The organism is Lysobacter sp. 22409, from assembly GCF_052045105.1.
Classification (GTDB): Bacteria; Pseudomonadota; Gammaproteobacteria; order Xanthomonadales; family Xanthomonadaceae; genus Lysobacter; species Lysobacter antibioticus_B.
In genome coordinates, this window is sequence record NZ_JBQEOE010000064.1 from 1 (window position 1) to 18,564 (window position 18,564).

The following is an 18,564-nucleotide window of genomic DNA, read 5'->3' on the forward strand; positions in this document are numbered from 1 at the left end:
GGGACATCCCTGTCCCGATGAAAAACGGCCCGCATCCTTGCGGGCCGCCCTCCGGGTCTTCGATTGCCTTCGCGAGTGCTCGGCGACGCACAGCAACAGCAACAGCAAAATCTTTGCGGCAACGGCAACGGCAACGGCAACGGCAACCTGAGGGCCGCTCCGGCCCTGGCCGTTGTTTTTCTTGCCTGGCGCAGTCACGAGCTTGCGAGAACGTCTGGAGACCCGGAGGGCGGCGCACAGGACGTGCGCCGTTTTCCGATAAGACAGGGATGTCTTATCGGAAAATCCCGGCGACAGCACCGCACTCGTGGCCTGTGCCCTTGCAAGGAGAGCCCTTTTCTTTGGTTACCTTTCTTTTGGGCTTAGCAAAAGAAAGTAACCCGGCCGCGTTAGCGGACGGAAGCTTTGCTGTTGATGTTGCTTCGCTGTCCTACAGCCGGAGACGCGGGAGCACGACAGGACGCGGTCGCGGCTCGCGCCGCTCCTACCCTTTAAAGCTGTCTGAGCTGCGGCGTCGAGGCGCCTCGCCTCACTCCAAGGTGATCCCCGCCGCCGCCGGCGTGCGGTCTTTCAGGGTCTCGCTGGCGCGCGCCCACCATTCGCGGTGTTCTTCGCTGGCGCAATACTCGGCGTAGGACAGCTTGGCGATGGTTGCCAGGGAATAGTCGGGGCGGCCTTCGGCCAGCATCGCGCTCATCGCGCGCAGCAGGGGCAAAGAAGGCAGCAGGTCTTCGATGAAGAGGAATTGGCCGGCCTGGTTCACTTCGAGGAAATGCGCATCGCCGTTGCCGTCGACGGCCAAGTCGATGCAGCCGAACACCAGGCCGAGTTCGCGCATCAGCGCGGCGAGCTTGGCCTGGTCGGCGGACGAGAGCTCGCCGACTTCGGCCTGCAACCCCTGCGTGTTCTGGGGGACGCGCCAATCGACGAAGCCGTCGTCGTGTTGGGTGTACAGGCGAGCGGCGAAGTAGCGGTCGCCGATCGCGGTCACGCGCAGGTCGCAACGTTTGTCGACGTAAACCTGGTAGATGCCGGGGCAGTGCAACAGGCTCTGGTCATCTTCGAGCATCGCCGGTTCGACGATGCGCGCATAGGTGCTGAACATGCGGCCGGTCTCGGCGTCTTTCCAGGTGTGGGTCAGGAAGGGTTTGTAGACCACGCGGCCGTGGCGCTGGACGAAACGGCGGATCTCGGCGGGGTCGTGCGAGACCAGGGTCGGAGGGAAGCGCAGGCCGCAGTGATGGGCGGCGCGCAGTTGTACGAGTTTGTTCTCCGCCATCGCCGCGGCAGCGGGGCGATTCACCCACAGCCGGTCGGCGCCTTGATCGGTGAGTGCATAGACGTTCTTGAGGAAACGCCCCCATTCGCCGCGCAGAAAGGGCTGGTCGCCGGCCTGCGCGCGCGGGAAGGATTCGGGATTGCGCGGCCGCCGATACCAGACCGTGCCGACGCTGGCGTCGTCGAGAGGGCCGCTCATGCGCAGGCCGAGGTCGGGGTCGCAATGCAGGGACATCGCGCCGAGTTCGGCTTCGGCCAGCGAGCTCAGCCAGGTTGCGTCGATACCGCTGGCGCGCAAAGCCCAGCGCGCGGCGGAAGCATGGATGTCGTGGGCCAGCGAGGACAGGATCAGCGGACGGCGGTGAGCGGGCATGGAAGCGTTCGTGTTTTCAGGGCCATTGAAAACGGCACGCCCCGTCGGACGGGGCGTGCCGGGTCATGCGTGGCGGCGGGGTTTACGCGCACGTCGCTCGCGCGCGGGTCCACCCTGCCTGGTGCATGGACTGCATCCGATCAGATCGAGCGGAAGTCGAGGCGATTACAGGAAATCGGGATCGCCCGGATCGTCGCCGTTCGGACCGGTGGCGTGGGTGCTGTCGCCCTTGCCGCCGGAGATCGCTGCGATCTCGTCCAACGAAAGTTCGCGCGCTGCGATGCGGGCGAGCGGGCGGGCGGCTTCGTCCTGAGGCAGAGCGTTGTTGCTGTAAACGTCTTGCTTACTCATGGAGCGTTCTCCTAAACCGTAGAGTGCCAGGATGAGTTGAAAGGCCGTCCCGGCGTCGGCACGAGCATCGATGCTAACAACTATGAAAGTCGCGGTTTGCTAATCGCGATCCCACTTTCGCCCTGAATGCGCGAAGCGATGGGGATTGCAAACTCGGGCGTTGTGATCTGTTCACTGACGCCGTCGCGCAAGGCGACGACGCGGTCTGCGCTGCGGATCGTATCGGGCCTGTGCGCGATGACGATGCGGGTCATGCGCAAGGCGGAAATCTCGCGATTGATCTCGTGCTCGCGGGCGACGTCGAGGTGGCTGGTGGCCTCGTCGAGCAACAGGATCGCCGGCGAGCGATACAAGGCGCGCGCCAACAGCACGCGTTGTTTCTGTCCGCCCGACAGCGACGAACCCAAGTCGCCGACCAAGGATTCGTAACCCATCGCCATCGCCGCGATATCGTCGTGGATGCGCGCCGCGCGCGCCGCCGCTTCGATGCGCCCGGGGTCGGCGGCGTGGTCGAAGGAGGCGATGTTCTCGCCGATCGAGCCGGCGAACAGCACGTCCTCCTGCATCACCGCGCCGAACAGTTCGCGGTACGCGGCCAGGCCGTAGTCGTGAATATCGACGCCGCCGATGCGGATCGTGCCCGAGCTCGGGCGCAGCAGGCCGAGGATCAGCTTGGCCAGGGTGGTCTTGCCGCAACCCGAGGCGCCGACGATCGCCACCGATTCGCCGGCTTCGATGTCGAAACTGCAGTCGCGCAGGATCCACGGCTCGTCGTCGGCGTAGCGGAAGCTGAGCCGCTCGATCTCGATGCGCGGCGCCGGCACCGGGCCGGCGTAGTCGGTGTGCACGTGCGCTTCGGGCGGCTCGAAGGCGATGTCGGCGATGCGTTGGCCGTGCAGGCCGAGCAGGCGCAGGTCGACGAGCTTGTCGATCAGGCTGCCGGTGCGGGTAGCGAACAGGTCGGCATAGGCGACGAACACCACCATCATGCCGGCGCTGAAGCGGCCCTTCAGGGTCAGCCAGGCGCACAGCCAGATCAGCAGCACGCGCTGGGCGCCGAACACCAGCTTCGACAAGGCGGAGAACACTGCGGTGGTGCGGGCGATCGCGGCCTCGCGATTGGCCACCTCGACGCTGGCGTTGGCGATGCGCCCGCGACGGTCGTCCTGTTGATTGCCGAGCTTGATCGTCTGCACGCCCTGGATCGACTCGATCAACAGGCTCTGCTGCTTGGCGACGTGGATCAACTGCTCCTCCTTGAGCCGCCACAGCCGCCGGTACGCGGCCCAGCGCACAATCGCGTAGACGGCGAACGCGGCCAGCACCAACGCCGTCAACGGCGGGCTGTAGAACAGCAGCAGCGCCAGCACCAGGGTCACGGTAAGGCCGTCGAGCAGGCTCTCGACGAAACTGCCGGTCAGGGTCTGCTGGATCGCCTGCACCGAGACGAAACGCGACATCACTCCGCCGACATGGCGCTTTTCGAAGAAATCCAGCGGCAGCCGCATCAGGTGGCCGAACAGATTGGCCAGCCATTGCGAGTTCAAGGCGGCGCCGAGGTCGGCGACCAACCAACCGCGCATCGCCGTGAGCGTCGCCTGGAACACCACCACGACCAGGAAGCCGATGCCGAGCAGGTTCAACAAGCCGATGTCGGCGGCCACCAGAACGCGGTCGATCACCCACTGCATTGCCAGCGGCAGCAGCAGGGTGAACACCTCCAGGCTCAGCGCCAGGATCAGGATCTGCGCACCGGCGCGGCGCAGGCCGACGATGCGGCCGGCGAGCCCGCGCAGGCTCAGGCGCTGGCGTTCGCGCATCGGCACGAAGTCGGTCTTGGGCGACAGTTCCAGGGCGATGCCGGTGTAGTGGCGGCCGAACTCGGCCAGCGGCAGGCTGACCGCACCGCGCGCCGGGTCGTGCAGTTCGGCGCGGCCACGGGCGATGCGCTTGAGCACGACGAAATGATTGAGGTCCCAATGCAGCACGCAGGGCAGGCGCAGATCGGCGAGGTGTTCGATCTCGGCCCGCAAGGGGCGGGTGTCGAAGCCGAGCGCGCCGGCGATCTTGATCAAACGCGCCAGGGTGGCGCCGCGTGGCGACACCGGGAAGCGCCGGCGCAGGCTGCTCAGATCGATGTCATGGCCATGGTGGACGGCGATCATCGCCAGACAGGCCAGGCCGCACTCGGCCAATTCGTTCTGCTGGATCACCGGCACGGACTTCGCGCTCATGAGCCCGTCCGATGCGCGTCGGGTGCGGCCTCGGTGTTCGACAGCGGCGCCAACACGAACTCGTAAAGACGTCGTTGCTCCAATTGAAGCTCGGCATCGACTCGCATACCCGCCTGCAATGCGTGCGTGCCGATGCGCTGGCGATCCAGCTCGACCTGCACCGACCAGGCCGGCGCGTCCGGGCGCAGGCCGCTGCGCCGGTGGACCTCGTCGGGCGATGAGGCCGCGGCGGCTATCGCGACCACGCGGCCGTGCTGCACGCCGTAGCGCTGATACGGGAAGGCGCGGTAGCGCAGGACTGCCGGCGTGCCCTGGCGGATCGCGGCGATGGCGCGATTGGGCACCCACACCTGCGCCTGCAGGGGCGATGGGCCGCGCGGCGCGGCCTGCGCTACCAGCACGCCGCCGACACGTTCGCTATGGGTGTAACGGCCGAATGCGAGCAGGGCTGACAGTGCGAGCAGACCGAGCAGGCCGAGCGCGGCCATCGGCCAGCCCAGGCGCGAGATCGGCAGGCGGATGCTGCCGAGCCAGCGTTGTTTCCTGGCTTCGAGCATTTCGCGTCTGAACAGGTCTTCGTGCACGTAAGCCTCAGACGCGTGGCGAGGATCGGAGGGTGCCGTTCGGCGAACCCATGGCGATCGCGGTGCGTCTGTCGTCTCCTGCCGTTACGACTCGGTCGCTGAGTGTCGTACAAGGCCGATGGCGTTTCCAGGTCGCCATTGTCGAACGCCGTCACGGTTCGCGGGGATTGCAACAAATCGTTCAGCCCTGTTGCTGTCGGCCATGCCGCGATGCGCAGGCGTTCGAGACGCAGCGCATGCTCAAGCGGCATCGCGCGCGGGTTTGCGCCAGCGCGGCCAGGTGCCGAGGGTGATCGCGCGCAACAGCCATTCCATCGGGCCATGGCCGTGACGCTGCATCCACCAGGCGCTGAGGCGCAGTTGCGCGCCGAACAGCAGGACCGCGAAAGCCAGCACTGCGAGCGGCGAGACCCGCCCCATCAGGCCGAGGCCGTAGCCGGTGAACACCAGCGCGGCGGCCGCCGATTGCAGCAGGTAGTTCGACAAGGCCATGCGTCCGGCCGGGGCCAACCATCGCACGAGTCGCGGGCCGGCGCGGCCGGCGAAGCCGCTCATGGCCAGGGCGGCATAGGCGCCGGTCAGCAAAGGCGCGGTAAGCAGGCTCAAGGCCAGCGCCGCCAGTTCGAGCGCGCCGCCGGGTTCGAAGGTGGAGACGCCGGCATAGAACGCCGCTGCCGGCAGGCCGATGCCGAAACCCCAGCGGCGCAGTCTGCGCAGCAACGGTCGATAACGATCGAGGCGGGCAAACACTTCGCGACGGCCGGCGACCCGGCCCAACAGGAACATCGCCAAGGCGCATGGCGCCTGCATGAAGGCGAGCACGATCCCGGTCGACGCCAGTTCGCTTATGCGCTGGGCGACGACCGCGCTGGGCGGACCGGTGAAGCCGGCGAGGGTCGCCTGCGCTTCGGCCGCGGCGCTGCGGGCATCGACGGCGCCGGTTTCGCCACTGAGCCGAATCAGCAAAGCCAGCCCGGCCCAGGAGGCGGCGGTGGCCACGATCAGGGCCAGGGCGCAACGCAACGCGGCGCGCTCCGACAGCGCGCGCATCGCCAGCAGGGCCAGGCCCATCGCCGCATAGGTGCCGAGGATGTCGCCGTGAAACAGCAGCACGGCGTGGGCCAGGCCGATCAGCCACAGCCCGAGCGAACGCCGCAGCATGCGCGGCACGAACGCCTCGCCTGCGCGCTGCGCCGAATCGAGCTGCAGGCTGAAGCTGTAACCGAACAGGAACGAAAACAGCAGGTAGAACTTCATCTCGAACAAGCAGGCAACGAGCAGGCGCACCGCGCGGTCCAGCCCTCCGTCGTAACCCGGGTCGGGCAGGCCCAGGCCGTAGTAGGGCGAGGCGAACACGCCGAGGTTGACGACCAGGATGCCGAACAGGGCGAAGCCGCGCAGGGCGTCGAGCTGTTCGATGCGTGGCGGGACGACGCGGGCGGATGCGGTCATGTGGGCGGTACGAACGGGGGAGCGTGGATGCTGCGCGCGGCGTCGTGGCGATCGCATCGGGCCGGCGACGGGAGCCAACCGGGACGTTTGGCGGATTCGCCGCGCGCGGAAACTGGAATACTGGCGGCATGAGCGAAATCCCCGCCGCACGCCCGGTGCCGGCCGCGCGCNGCTGGTGGAGCGGACTGTTCTGGAAATGCCTGCTGTCGATGCTGATCGCCTCGTGGATCAGCACCGCGCTGCTGTCCGGCCTGGACCTGTACCTGTCGCGCACCGAGGTGCGCGAGGCGATGGCGCCACCGATGCTGCAGGGCGCGATGCAGCGCGAATTGCAGCAGTTCGGCGCGCTGCCCGACCTGGCCATGACTTCGCACGCGCAATGCGAGGCGATCCTGCAGGCGTTGCTGGTGCGCATCGTCGGCATGGACTCGCAGGAGTGGATGAACTCGCACAGCTTCGCCGGCAGCACCCACGACGGCCGTTTGTCGATCCGCTATCGCGACCGCGACGGCCGCGTATGCCGCTATCCCGCGCAGGCGAGTCCGCCGCTGGCGCAGATGCTGGAGGAGATCGAGCAAGAAGCGGTGTCGTCGCATGCGCCGGTGCCGCGCCGCCACGAGCGCGAAGGCGACTGGATCAGCGCGGTGGCCTTGCCGCTGGTGCGGACTCCGGGCGCGACCCTAAGCGTCGGCCAGCACGCCGGCGGTTCGCTGGCGACTTTCATGCACATGGATTCGGGCGACATCGAAAGCCTGGCGATCTATCTGGTGCTGATCAGCGCGATGTCGGCGATCGCCGTGGCGACCCTGCTGACGCGCCGGATCGGCCATGCCGAGCGCGCCGCGGATGCGTGGGCCGCGGGCGAACTCGGCGCGCGCATCCACGATGCCGGCCGCGACGAGTTCGGGCGCTTGTCGCAGCGTTTCGACCGCATGGCCGATGCGCTCGGCGAAGTGATCCAGGTGCGCCAGGCGTTGGCGGTATCGGAGGAGCGCAACCGTCTTGCCCGCGACCTGCACGACACCGCCAAGCAGCGCAGCTTCGCTCTCGGCCTGCAGCTCAGCGTGCTCGATCACCTGAGCCAGCGCGAGGGCGGCGAGCAGGACCCGCGCCAGATCACCTTGATCAAGGCCGCGCTCGGTCTGACCGGGCAACTGCAGCGCGATCTGGCCGACGTGATCCAGCGCTTCTCGGCGCCGACCGTGGCCGAGCAGGGCTTGCGCAAGGCCATCGAGGACACCTGCTCGCATCTGCTCGCCGGTAGCGAGATCGAGTGGCGGCTGTTGCTCGACGGCGTCGCCGAGCGCGGCCTGGGCGCGTGGCCGCAGCATGCCGGTCAGCTGTTGATGATCGCCACCGAGGCGGTCAGCAACAGCCTGCGCCACAGCGGTGCGCGCCGCATCGAGGTCGTCCTCAACAATTCCGGCAACCGCTACGGCTGGACCATCCAGGACGACGGCTGCGGCTTCGTCCCCAACGAACACGAGGCCACCGGCATGGGCCTGGCGAACATGCGCTTGCGCGCACGCACGCTGCCGGGCGGGCGTTTCCGTCTCGCCAGTTCTCCCAGCGGCACGGTGGTGACCGTGTCGTTCACGCTGGAATCGCAGGGAATCCAGGCATGAGCACATCGGTATTGCTGGTCGACGACCACGAGGTGGTGCGCAAAGGCATCCGCAGCCTGTTGATGCTGACCGACGACTTCGAAGTCGTCGGCGAAGCCGGCGGCGGCGCCGAGGCGATCGCGCTGGCGCGCGAACTGGCGCCGGACCTGATCGTGATCGACCTGATGATGCCCGACGTCGACGGCGTCGAGGCGATCCGCGCGATCAAGGGCCTGAGCCCGCGCAGCGCCATCGCGGTGCTGACCTCGACCGACCAGGACGATCTGGCCTTCGCCGCGATCGAGGCCGGCGCGCAGTCGCTGTTGTTCAAGAGCATGCTCGGCGACGAGCTGCTGGCGACCTTGCGGCGCATCGCCGGCGGCGAGGCGGTGATCCATCCCTTCGTCGCCCAGCGCATCCTCAAGGCGGTGCGGCGCAAGCGCGAGCCGCGCGAGGACCCCTTCGCCTGCCTGACCGAACGCGAGTTGGACGTCTTGCGCAAGCTGGCCGAGGGAGGCAGCAATGCGCGCATCGCCGCGGCCTTGAACATCGGCGAGAAGACGGTGAAGTCGCACCTCGGCAACGTGCTGGCCAAGCTGCACCTGGCCGACCGCACCGAGGCGGTCGCGTTCGCCTGGCGGCGCGGCCTGATGTCGGCCGAATCCGAGCACGGCGGCGGCTGAAGGTTTCGCGACGCCTCTCAAAGCCGTCATCCCCGCGAAGGCGGGGCGCATGGATGCGCTTGCGGGCGACTGACTCGCGCACTCATGAACGCCAGGGCGTTATGCGCCCGGGCCGGGGGAGAGACTTCACAGCGATGCCTCGGTGAAGCCCTGGGTTCCCGCCTACGCGGGAACGACGGTAGAGAGGTCTCGCTGCGCCTCTCAAAGCCGTCATCCCCGCGAAGGCGGGGATCCAGAGACTTCAGAGCGACGCTTCGGTGAAGCCCTGCGCCCCGGCCTTGCGCGGGGGCGACGACAAATAATTCTCACGGCTTCTCAAGCATCCGCGCGCTTTGTCGTGGCGTCTGGCGCCAGATTCGGCAAAGTCGAATCGATCGTTTCCGTCGCCTCACTATCCGCGCAAGCGTCGTTAGTCATGCCTGCCGAATGGCACAACTGGGTAGGGAGGCACACGTGTCCTTGCGTTTGTGATTCACACAGGTCGCACGAAGATCGACCGAACACGATGCCGCGATAGGCATCGGACCACTGCTTCAAGCGCCGCCACGCCGCGCTTTCGACACGATAAGGGACTACTGACCGATGCAAGGCATTACCCGCACCACGCGTAATCGCGTTACCCGCATGCATTCCCGTTCCCTGCTTTCGCTCGCCATCGTCGGCGGCCTGCTCGCCGTTTCGGCGTCGGCCGCGGCGCAGAACGCGAACCCGATGGGCCAGCTCGGCAATCCCGACAGCTGGCGCAGCGACGAATTCAAGGCCGATTGGGGCCTGGCCACGATCAACGCCCAGTACGCCTATGCGCGCGGCCTGACCGGCAAGGGCATCCGTCTGGGCGTGTACGACAGCGGCACGGTGTTCGGCCATCCCGAGTTCGCCGGCAAGGACCACCGCGCCGTGCACATGGCCGACGTGCTCGCCGACGGCAGCGTTTGCACCAACACCTCGATCATCGGAGGCGCCGGCGCCTGCTTCACCTCGCGCGGCGACCAGGCGCAGATCCGCTACGTCGGCTTCAACGCCAACGTGCCCGAGAACATCCGCCGCATCATCCAGTCCGGCCCCTACGTGCAGCCGGGTTGGGAGTTCAACACCCACGGCACCCACGTCGGCGGCACCATCGCCGCCAACCGCGACGGCAGCGGCATGCACGGTGTCGCCTTCGGCGCCGACCTGACCGCGGCCAAGTGGTCGTTCAACAGCGTGCGCGAGTGGGCGCGCAGCGCCACCGGCGGCTACAGCGTCGTCAGCATCGGCGGCGTCGGCCCGGAAGACGCGACCGTCGCCGGCATGTACGCGCAAATGAACGAGCAGGGTGTGCGCGCGGTCAATCACAGCTGGGGCTTGGCCAACGAGCCGAATACCCTGGCCCAGCTCGACGGCTATCTGTTCGACCCCGACAACGCCGCCTATTTCGACACCTTCGCCAAGGGCTCGCTCGACAAGGGCATGCTGCAGGTGTGGGCGGCGGGCAATCACAACGTCGCCGGCACGACCCCGCAGACCGCGCCGCAGGCTGGCTTGTACGCGAGCCTGCCGCGCGGCCGCGCCGAACTCGAGCCGTACTGGCTGACCGTGGTCAACGTCAATCAGAACCTGGTGCTCAGCGCTTCGTCGATGCGTTGCGCGCAGACCGCGAACTGGTGCGTCGCCGCACCGGGTTCGACGATCAACTCGACCGTGCTCGGCGGCGAGGAATCGCTGCAGGGCGGGTTGGTGCGCAATCCCGACGGAACGATTTCCTTCGACATCACCGCCGGCGCGCCGACGTTCGAGTACGGCAACCTCAGCGGCACCTCGATGGCGACGCCGCACGCAGTCGGTTCGCTCGGCCTGCTGATGGAGCGCTTCCCCTATCTCGCCAACACCCAGGTCCGCGACATCCTGCTGACCACCGCGACCGATCTCGGCGCGCCGGGCGTGGACGAGGTTTACGGCTGGGGCTTGATCGATTTGAAGAAAGCCATCGACGGCCCGGGCCAGATCCGCGTCGACACCGATGTGGTGATGGACCGTCCGGGCGGCGGCGCCAAGGTGTGGGACGGTAAGGCTTGGGACGATTGGCGCAACGACATCGGCGGTTCCGGCGTGCTGAGCAAGTCCGGCCTCGGTTGGTTGCGCCTGAGCGGCAACAACAGTTTCGGCGGCCTCAAAGTCAAGGATGGCGTGCTCGAACTGACCGGCCACAACACCTACGCCGCGCAGGTCGAAGGCGGCACCCTGGTCGTCAACGGCAGCCTGACCACGGCTTCCTTGCCGGTGCTCGCCGGCGGCGCGCTCGGCGGCAGCGGCCGCATCGTCGGCGACGTGCGCATCGAAGGCGCGGTCTCGCCGGGCAATTCGATCGGCACCCTCAGCGTGCAGGGCAACTACGTGCAGGCGGCGGGTTCGACCTATGTGGCCGAGCTGTCGGCCGGCGGCGCCTCCGATCGCATTGACGTCAGCGGCCAGGCCCGCCTCGAAGGCGGCAAGTTGGTGGTGCTGCATGCGCCGGGCCAGTACATGCTCGGCCAGTCGTTCAACCTGATCAGCGCTGCCGGCGGCGTCAGCGGCCAGTTCGCCTCGCTCGACCAGACCGCGTTCTCGCCGTTCCTCAAGTTCGGCCTCAGCTATGCGGCCAACCAGGTCGGCGTCGACGTGACCCGCGGCGCCTCGCTGGCGGCGAGCGCGCAGACCGACAACCAGCGTGCCGCCGCCGCCGCGGCCGACCGCCTCGCGATCGGCCAGGGCATTCCGCAGCCGCTGACCCAGTTGTTCCCGGAGCAGGCGCTGGCCGCGCTCGACGCGCTCAGCGGCGAGGCCCACGCCAGCCTGCGTTCGATCATGGTCGACGACAACCGCCATGTGCGCGATGCCGCCTTGGGCCGTGCGCGCGCCGGTCGCGGCGATTTCGCCGCCGACAGCGCCGGCGAATCCTCGCAGGGCGCCTGGGTGCAGTTGCTGAAGTCCGGCGGCACCCTCGACGGCGACGGCAATGCCGCGCGCAATGAGTACAACGGCTCGGCCACCTTGCTCGGTTACGACTACCGCTTCGACGGCGGCTGGCGCATCGGCGTGCTCGGCGGCAGCGGCCGCAGCGACAACAACGATGCCCGCAACGACAAGGGCCGCATCAAGACCCGTCACCTGGGCCTGTACGCCGGGCAGAACTGGGGCGGTTTCGGCCTCAGCGCCGGCGTCGCGTTCGCCCGTCACGACGTCGACCTGGATCGCGGCATCGCCTTCAACGGCTTCAACGATCGCGCCCGTTCCAACTACGACGCCGACAGTAAGCAGGGCTTCGTCGAAGGCGGCTACCGCTTCGACGCCGGCGCCTGGGCGTTCGAGCCGTATGCGCAGTTCGCCCAGGTGCGGGTGAAGAGCGATGGCTTCCAGGAAAGCGGCGGTGCCGCGGCGCTGACCGGCCGCGGCGCCGACAGCCGCGTCAACCTGTCGACGCTGGGTCTGCGCTTCAACGTCGACCTGAAGGGCTCGCAGCAGGAGCAGAGCTGGCTGAGCCTGCGCGGCGGCCTCGGCCGTCGCCATGCCAGCGGCGACCTCAACCCGGCGACCTCGGTGGCCTGGCGCGGCGGCGACGCCTTCCAGGTCCACGGTGCGCCCCTGGCCGACGACGCCACCTTGCTCGAAGCCGGCATCGCCGCACGCCTGAGCGCGAACGGTTTGTTGGAACTGAACTACAGCGGTCAGCTCGCCGACGAGGCGCACGACCACGGAGTCAACGCGCGGTATTCCCTGCGCTTCTAACCCCCCGCCCGAAGGGGGAGCCCCCGAAGCCGCAACGATCTAGGTCGTTGCGGCTTCTTTTTTGGGTTCGTCTGGGGGTAAAAGCAAGAGCAAGAGCAAATCCCCCCTGGCCCCCCTTTTTCAAAGGGGGGACTCGTTCGAGTGAGATCGGATGCTTTCTGTTCCTGAGCGAGGCAGGTGTAGGCATGAGGGAGGCAAGTGCAGGTAGTCGTAGAGCCATAGGCAAAGCCGAAGCCAAAGCCAAAGCCAAAGCCGAAGGTAAATACGCGTGCCGGCCGCGTTGCGCATCCGGCGAACGCTCCACCTGGCTACGCGTCTCCCCGACCACCCCTAGGCACTCCCCCCTTTGAAAAAGGGGGGGCTAGGGGGGATTTGCTCCGGCTCTTACGACAACGAACCGCCGCCATCACCCGCGGTCCGAGACTCACCACTCCGACCATCACCATCCACCACCCCCCAGCGTTGCGCCACACCCGCTTATGCCGGTCGCCGCATTCGGCGATGATGAGGCCCCGCCGCCATTGCCCCGTGCATCGCGCCGGTCCCCCACGACTCCGGAGATGCGCATGTTCGAGCTGTCGGCACTCTTGACCTTCGCCGGCCTGGCCCTGGTCATGGTCCTCACCCCGGGGCCGAACATGATTTATCTGGTCTCGCGCTCGATCTGCCAGGGCCGCAAGGCCGGGCTGATTTCGCTGGCCGGGGTCGGCGTCGGCTTCTTCTTCTATCTGTTCGCCGCCGCCTTCGGCATCACCGCGCTGTTGTTCGCTGTGCCGTTCGCCTACGACGCGCTGCGCATCGGCGGCGCGATGTACCTGCTGTGGATGGCCTGGCAGGCGGTGCGGCCGGGCGGTCGCTCGCCGTTCCAGGTCCGCGACCTGGCCGCCGACAGCCCGCGCCGCTTGTTCACCATGGGCCTGCTGACCAGTCTGTTGAACCCCAAGGTGGCGATGTTCTATCTCGCCCTGCTGCCGCAGTTCATCGACCCGCAGCGCAGCGTGATGCTGCAGTCGTTGCTGCTGGGCAGCCTGCAGATCGCGATCAGCGTCGGCGTCAACGCGTTGATCGTCGCCGGCGCCGGCGGCATCGCCAACTTCCTGGCCGGACGGCCGCGCTGGGTGACCGCGCAGCGCTGGGTCATGGGCGGGGTGTTGTCGGGGCTGGCGGTGCGCATGGCGGTCGACGCCCGCCGCTGAGGTTCAAGGCGCGCGGCCGGCCGCCTGGTCGCGCGCGCGCTGGATGATCGCGCGGACCTGGGCGCGGTCGCGATGGCGCGAAATCGCCACCGCGCCGAGCGCGATCGCGCGTTCGCGCATCTGCGCGGTGACGTCGTAGTGGCAGCCGCTGGCCTTGTCCTGGAACGATTCGCGGCGCTTGCCGAGCCGCGCCGCGAAAGCGTGCAACTCGTCGAGGCGGTCGGCCATCAGATGCGCCCAGCGTTCGCCGCGCCAGGGCCACACGGCATCGTCGACGTACACGGTCACCGCATTTCTCCAGGGAATGAATCCAGCCGCGTCGCGGACGATTCTGTCACGACGCGTGGCTGAGAGCCGCGCAGGCGACAGGCTGTGCCCAGTATCCGACAATCGCGGTGTCGCGGGCGTCTTCCCTCGCTCGCAGGAGCCGTCATGCGGATCTCGGCCATCCACCACGTCGCGATCATCTGTTCCGACTATCGACGCTCGAAGCACTTCTACACTCAGGTGCTCGGGCTGAGCGTGCTCGCCGAGGTCCATCGCGAGGCGCGGCGTTCTTATAAGCTCGATCTGGCCTTGCCCGACGGCGGCCAGATCGAACTGTTCTCCTTCCCCGATCCGCCGCCGCGGCCGTCCTATCCGGAAGCCTGCGGCCTGCGTCATCTCGCTTTCGCGGTCGACGACATCGACGCCTGCGTCGCCGAGCTGCAGGCGCAGGCCGTCGCGGTCGAGGCGGTGCGCGTCGACGAATACACCGGGCGCCGTTACACCTTCTTCGCCGATCCCGACGGTTTGCCGATCGAATTCTACGAACGCGCCTGAGGCGCCGCGCGGCCGCCTCAGGCGTGGGCGACGAGGTGGCCGTGCTCGCGCCAGGCCTCGAAGCCGCCGGCCAGCGGGCGCACGCGCTTGAAACCGCGCCGGCGCAGTTCGCGCGCGAGGGTCGCGGCCGAGGCTTCGTTCGGGCAATCGCAGTAGACGATGACCTCGTCGCGCCGCTCCAAGGGAACATCGGCCAGGGACACGTCGGCCAGCGAAGCGACGAATACCGCACCGGGTATCCAGCCGGAGGCGTCGCGTTGCGGCTGCGAGCGCACGTCGAGGATCATCGGGCCGTTGCCGTCTTCGAGCAGCCGATAGAGCTCAGGCACGGTGATCCGCGCCATCCGCAGTTCGCGCAGGAACAGGCGGCGCTTGAGCAGCTTGTAGCCGACGAAGGCGGCGATGGCCGCGGCCACCAGCAGCAGGCCGTAGCGGCCGAGCGTCTCCAGGCTGTCGAGCACGTCGTTGACCGCTTCATGGAAGACCGCGCCGACCGCCACCGCGAGGCCGGCCCAGAGCAGGGCGCCGATGCCGTCGTAGAAGGCGAAGCGGCGCGCGCTGGTGCCGGTCTCGCCGGCCAGGGTGGTCGCGACCGCGGCGAAGCCGGGCACGAACTTGGCGACCACCAGCGACGGCGCGCCCCAGCGCGCATAGACGCCGCGGGTCATCAGCACGCACGAGTCCGGCGACAGCGAGACCTTGCACATCAGCCGCAGCAAGGCCGCGCCGATCCGGCGCCCGCCGAGATACCACAGGCTGTCGGCAAGCAAGGCGGCAAGCGCGGCGATCAACAGGATCGGCCACAGGCTCTGCTGCTGGTCCACCGCAATCGCGGCGGTGACGATGATCGGCGGATAAGCCGGCACGGGCAGCCCGCCCTGATCGAGGAACACGCTGACGAAGACCACGAGCAGGCCGTAGGTCTGGATCAGATGCAGCAGGGCGTCCATCGGTCGGTCCTAAGACCGCGTCACGCGGTCGGAAAACATGGCAATGCCGCGTCACGCGGTCGGGAAACAGAGCAAGCCGCGTCGCGCGGTCGGAAAAATTAGTAAGCCGCGCCGGGCGGTCGGGGACACGTGGGCAAGCCAACGTGGCCAGGCCGCCTCGCACGGCTGGAAAGCCATCGGCAGTTTCCGCCCGCGCCGCGTCCGCTGCAATCGCATGGCGGCGACGGATCGTTGCGGACCTGCCGTCGGCGCTGCGGTCGCCGGACCGCCGGGTTCGAGCCCGATGCGGGTCCAAACTGCGTTCGCCGTAGCCTTGGGCGTCACATCGGCGGTCGCACAATGACCCGTGACAGGTCGATGCGGCCGGTCGTCACGGGAGTGTTCGATGCGCCTGGAAGGCAGTCAGGAAACCTTGTTGATCACGCTTTATGCCAAGGCGATGGACAACCGCGCCACGCCGTCGATCCTGCGCGACGCCCTGGCCGACGACCTGGTCCGCCACATCGACTACGATTTCGAACGCTTCGGCCTGGGCCCGTCGGACATCCGCGGGCTGGCGCTGCGCTCGCGCATCATCGACGGCTGGACCCGCGCCGCGCTGCAAGCGCGCCCCGACACCCTGGTGCTGCATCTGGCCTGCGGCCTGGACTCGCGCGTGTTCCGGGTCGATCCGCCCTTGGAAGTGGATTGGATCGACCTCGATTTTCCCGAGGTGATCCGCCTGCGCGAGGCGCTGCTGCCGCAACGCGCCGGGCGCTACCGCACCTTGCCGAGCAACGTCATGGAGCCGGACTGGATCGAGCGCCTCGACAACCAGCGCCCGGTCCTGGTGATCGCCGAGGGCTTGTTTCCCTACCTCGACGAGCGCCGCGCCCGCGAACTGGTGCGGCGCCTGATCGAACGGTTTCCGCAGGGCGGGCAATTGCTGTGCGACCTGTACAGCCCGCTCGCGCTGCGCCTGCTCCGCCACGCGACCATGATCCGCGCGACCAAGGCCCGCATCGGCGATTGGACCCGCGCCGAACCGCGCAGCCTGGAAGCCTGGCATCCGCGGCTGCAGTTCGTCGACGAGCCGCGCCTGAGCGAAGTCGTCGAGGTGGCGGCCCTGCCGCGGGCGCAGCGCTGGCTGTTCAAGCTTTACGACCGCTCCGAATGGCTGCGCAACCTGGGCCGCGTGGCCCGTTTCCGCTTCTGACCAGCGAGCAGTCCCGCTTCCAGTAGGAGCGGCGTGAGCCGCGACCGCGGCGGCACCCTGCATATCGCCGCGTCGAGGCCTCTGCCGTACGGCCCGTCGTTACCGCCCTGAACGGCGCGTTCCGCTCAATCCGCCAACGCCGGGTCCGGTTTGCGAAACGCGATCGCCAGCCGGTTCCAGGCGTTCATCGAGATCGCGGCATAGGTCAGGGCGACCAGGTCGTGGTCGCCGAACTGCGCGCGGACCTCGGCATACACCGCATCCGACACAGGCGCCTGGTTGACCGCGGTGATGGCTTCGGCCCAGGCCAACGCGGCGCGTTCGCGCGCCGTGAACGGGCCCTCGGCCCAGACCCGCAGCAGGTGCAGACGGCGATGGCTTTCGCCGCGCCCGACCGCCTCTTCGGTGTGCACGCGCAGGCAATAAGCGCAGCCGTTGATTTGCGAGATGCGCACATTGACCAAGTCGATCAACGAGCGCTCCAGGCCGCTCTTGTCGACATAGCTTTGCAGGCCGGCCAGGGCGCGGGTGCCCTGCGGGTCGACGGCGTTGTAATCCAGGCGGGCGGACATAGCGGTCTCCATCGGATGAGCGTCGTGCGACGCGATGGCGCCACGTTAGGATGTTCGTTCCTGAAAGGCATTCCGCCACGGATGCAAATCGAGATTGCATGAATGAACAATTCCTGGGCTGGGACGACTACCGTTTCGTCCTCGCGGTCGGCCGCGCCGGTTCGCTGAACGGAGCGGCCAAGCGCCTGGCGGTCAGTCATCCGACCGTGTTCCGGCGCATCAACGCGATCGAGCGCGCGCTCGGCGCGCGTTTGTTCGAACGCGCCCGCGACGGCTACACGCCGACGCCGACCGGCGAGGAAGTGATCGCCGTGGCGGCCGAGATCGAAACGCGCATCGCCGCGACCGAGCGGCGCCTGGCCGGCTTGGACGCGCGCCTCAGCGGCCGCATCCGCGTGACCACGGTCGAGCCGGTGCTGTACGGCCTGTTGCCGCCGCTGCTGGCGAAATTCCGCCGCGAGCACCCGGGCATCGTGCTGGAGCTGGTCGCCGACAATGCCGTGCGCGACCTCAGCCGGCGCGAGGCCGATGTCGCCCTGCGCCCGGGCGGCAAACCGCCGGAAGGCCTGATCGGGCGCAAAGTCGCGCGTTTGGCCGCGGCGGTGTACCGGCCGCGTACGCTGCGGCTGCCGCGCGGCGCAGGCCCCGAGGCCCTGGCCGACTGCGACTGGGTCGTGCCCGACGACAGCCTGGCGCATATCGGCATGGCGCAATGGCTGCACCGACAGCGCTACGACGAACGCGCGGTATTGCGCGCCAACAGCCTGTTGGCCTTGCGCGACGCGGCCGCGCACGGCATCGGCCTGGCGGTCTTGCCTTGTTTCCTCGGCGACGCCGACCGTCGCCTGGCGAGGGTGGGCGAGCCGCTGGAGGGCCTGACCGCGGATCTGTGGTTGTTGAGCCACCCGGACCTGCGCCGCACCGAGCGTATTCGGGTCTTCAGCGAGGCCATGCGCGAAGGATTGGCCCGTTTGCAGCCGATGCTGGATGGCCGGCCGGCCACCGCATAGGCCCGTGGACGGGCGGAGGCGGACGCTGGCACCCGCATCCGTGAAGCCGGTCCGTCCAGATCGTCCGGCACAAAAAGTCCACAGTTACTTTTGAAACCTGTGACTGAACGCACATCACATTAGGAAAAATCCTACACGCTTAGGGGTGTTCCGACGACGGTTTACTGTTCACGCAAGACGCATCTTTTGATTGCTCCGACGGCATCCGGATACAGATTCGCCCTGAGGCGAACTTCCCCCCACCGCGCCGGCTGAACTTTTACAAGGATGAACCATGTTTCGCGTCGAACTGAAGCAGCGTGATGGCAGCGACGACAGTGCGCTGGCGGTAGCGATTGCAGAGATCGCGCAGGAATACCGCAGCGCCGAAGCGGCGTTGCGCGCAGTACTGCCGCAGGCCAGGAGATACGCCGCGCACGCCCCGAAGGGGTTGTGGCTGCGTATCTACGATGCCGATTCGCAGCCCGTGTTTGGCACGTTGGTTCCCTAGGGCCGACGTGCGGTTTGCGCCGCCCG

At 68.0% G+C, this 18,564-nt stretch carries 16 protein-coding genes; 8 read left to right on the forward strand and 8 right to left on the reverse strand.

Annotated elements, in window-relative coordinates:
• Positions 1-529: 529 nt before the first annotated feature.
• From ACTJJK_RS21795 to ACTJJK_RS21815, 5 genes are all read right to left on the reverse strand, one after another.
• Entirely contained in the window at positions 530-1,651 is a 1,122-nt protein-coding gene (locus ACTJJK_RS21795; RefSeq protein ID WP_440731239.1) for a hypothetical protein, read from the reverse strand.
• A 165-nt stretch (positions 1,652-1,816) separates the two neighbouring features.
• The gene (locus ACTJJK_RS21800) at positions 1,817-2,002 is read right to left on the reverse strand and encodes a hypothetical protein (protein WP_031372533.1); all 186 of its coding nucleotides are present in this window, start codon (positions 2,000-2,002) and stop codon (positions 1,817-1,819) included.
• Between the two features lie 80 nt (positions 2,003-2,082).
• On the reverse strand, positions 2,083-4,236 hold the full coding sequence (locus ACTJJK_RS21805; protein ID WP_440731240.1) for a peptidase domain-containing ABC transporter: 2,154 nt from the start codon (positions 4,234-4,236) through the stop codon (positions 2,083-2,085).
• Complete coding sequence (locus ACTJJK_RS21810) at positions 4,233-4,820, reverse strand: hypothetical protein (RefSeq protein ID WP_440731241.1); 588 nt, start codon at positions 4,818-4,820, stop codon at positions 4,233-4,235. Before ACTJJK_RS21810 ends, ACTJJK_RS21805 begins: the two co-directional genes overlap by 4 nt.
• A gap of 240 nt (positions 4,821-5,060) precedes the next feature.
• Positions 5,061-6,272 (reverse strand): DUF418 domain-containing protein, encoded by a 1,212-nt coding sequence (locus ACTJJK_RS21815; RefSeq protein ID WP_440731242.1) that lies wholly within the window; start codon positions 6,270-6,272, stop codon positions 5,061-5,063.
• 782 nt (positions 6,273-7,054) lie between these two features.
• Between ACTJJK_RS21815 and ACTJJK_RS21820 the strand changes: the two genes are divergently transcribed.
• The 4 genes from ACTJJK_RS21820 (at position 7,055) to ACTJJK_RS21835 (ending at position 13,499) form a co-directional block, all read left to right on the forward strand.
• Positions 7,055-7,897 carry an ATP-binding protein gene (locus tag ACTJJK_RS21820; protein WP_440731246.1) on the forward strand — a complete coding sequence of 281 codons (843 nt, stop codon included), beginning with the start codon at positions 7,055-7,057 and terminating at the stop codon, positions 7,895-7,897.
• Positions 7,894-8,559, forward strand: coding sequence for a response regulator (locus ACTJJK_RS21825; RefSeq protein WP_031372538.1), 666 nt, complete (start codon positions 7,894-7,896; stop codon positions 8,557-8,559). The genes ACTJJK_RS21820 and ACTJJK_RS21825 overlap by 4 nt, the downstream gene beginning before the upstream one ends.
• 624 nt (positions 8,560-9,183) lie before the next feature.
• The gene (locus tag ACTJJK_RS21830) at positions 9,184-12,303 is read left to right on the forward strand and encodes an autotransporter domain-containing protein (RefSeq protein WP_440731243.1); all 3,120 of its coding nucleotides are present in this window, start codon (positions 9,184-9,186) and stop codon (positions 12,301-12,303) included.
• 566 nt (positions 12,304-12,869) lie between these two features.
• A complete protein-coding gene (locus tag ACTJJK_RS21835; protein ID WP_031372540.1) occupies positions 12,870-13,499 on the forward strand; it encodes a LysE family translocator in 630 nt (209 codons plus the stop codon).
• Positions 13,500-13,502: 3 nt separating this feature from the next.
• Here the strand turns inward: ACTJJK_RS21835 and ACTJJK_RS21840 are convergent, their stop codons facing one another.
• On the reverse strand, positions 13,503-13,787 hold the full coding sequence (locus ACTJJK_RS21840; RefSeq protein ID WP_031372541.1) for a DUF4031 domain-containing protein: 285 nt from the start codon (positions 13,785-13,787) through the stop codon (positions 13,503-13,505).
• A gap of 144 nt (positions 13,788-13,931) precedes the next feature.
• Between ACTJJK_RS21840 and gloA2 the strand changes: the two genes are divergently transcribed.
• Positions 13,932-14,321, forward strand: a complete 390-nt coding sequence (gene gloA2, locus ACTJJK_RS21845) for an SMU1112c/YaeR family gloxylase I-like metalloprotein (RefSeq protein WP_440731244.1) — start codon at positions 13,932-13,934, stop codon at positions 14,319-14,321.
• A 17-nt stretch (positions 14,322-14,338) separates the two neighbouring features.
• On the opposite strand, the gene ACTJJK_RS21850 is transcribed toward gloA2, so the two are convergent.
• Positions 14,339-15,271, reverse strand: coding sequence for a DedA family protein/thiosulfate sulfurtransferase GlpE (locus ACTJJK_RS21850; protein WP_031372543.1), 933 nt, complete (start codon positions 15,269-15,271; stop codon positions 14,339-14,341).
• 385 nt (positions 15,272-15,656) lie between these two features.
• Here ACTJJK_RS21850 and ACTJJK_RS21855 point away from each other — a divergent pair, with 385 nt between their 5' ends.
• Entirely contained in the window at positions 15,657-16,466 is an 810-nt protein-coding gene (locus ACTJJK_RS21855) for a class I SAM-dependent methyltransferase (protein ID WP_031372544.1), read from the forward strand.
• 125 nt (positions 16,467-16,591) lie between these two features.
• On the opposite strand, the gene ACTJJK_RS21860 is transcribed toward ACTJJK_RS21855, so the two are convergent.
• On the reverse strand, positions 16,592-17,038 hold the full coding sequence (locus ACTJJK_RS21860) for a carboxymuconolactone decarboxylase family protein (protein WP_031372545.1): 447 nt from the start codon (positions 17,036-17,038) through the stop codon (positions 16,592-16,594).
• A 98-nt stretch (positions 17,039-17,136) separates the two neighbouring features.
• Between ACTJJK_RS21860 and ACTJJK_RS21865 the strand changes: the two genes are divergently transcribed.
• Together ACTJJK_RS21865 and ACTJJK_RS21870 are read left to right on the forward strand one after the other, a co-directional pair.
• Positions 17,137-18,048: a LysR family transcriptional regulator gene (locus tag ACTJJK_RS21865; protein WP_440731245.1), complete on the forward strand. Its 912-nt coding sequence runs from the start codon at positions 17,137-17,139 to the stop codon at positions 18,046-18,048.
• 274 nt (positions 18,049-18,322) lie between these two features.
• Positions 18,323-18,538 (forward strand): hypothetical protein, encoded by a 216-nt coding sequence (locus ACTJJK_RS21870; RefSeq protein WP_031372547.1) that lies wholly within the window; start codon positions 18,323-18,325, stop codon positions 18,536-18,538.
• Positions 18,539-18,564 lie beyond the last annotated feature (26 nt).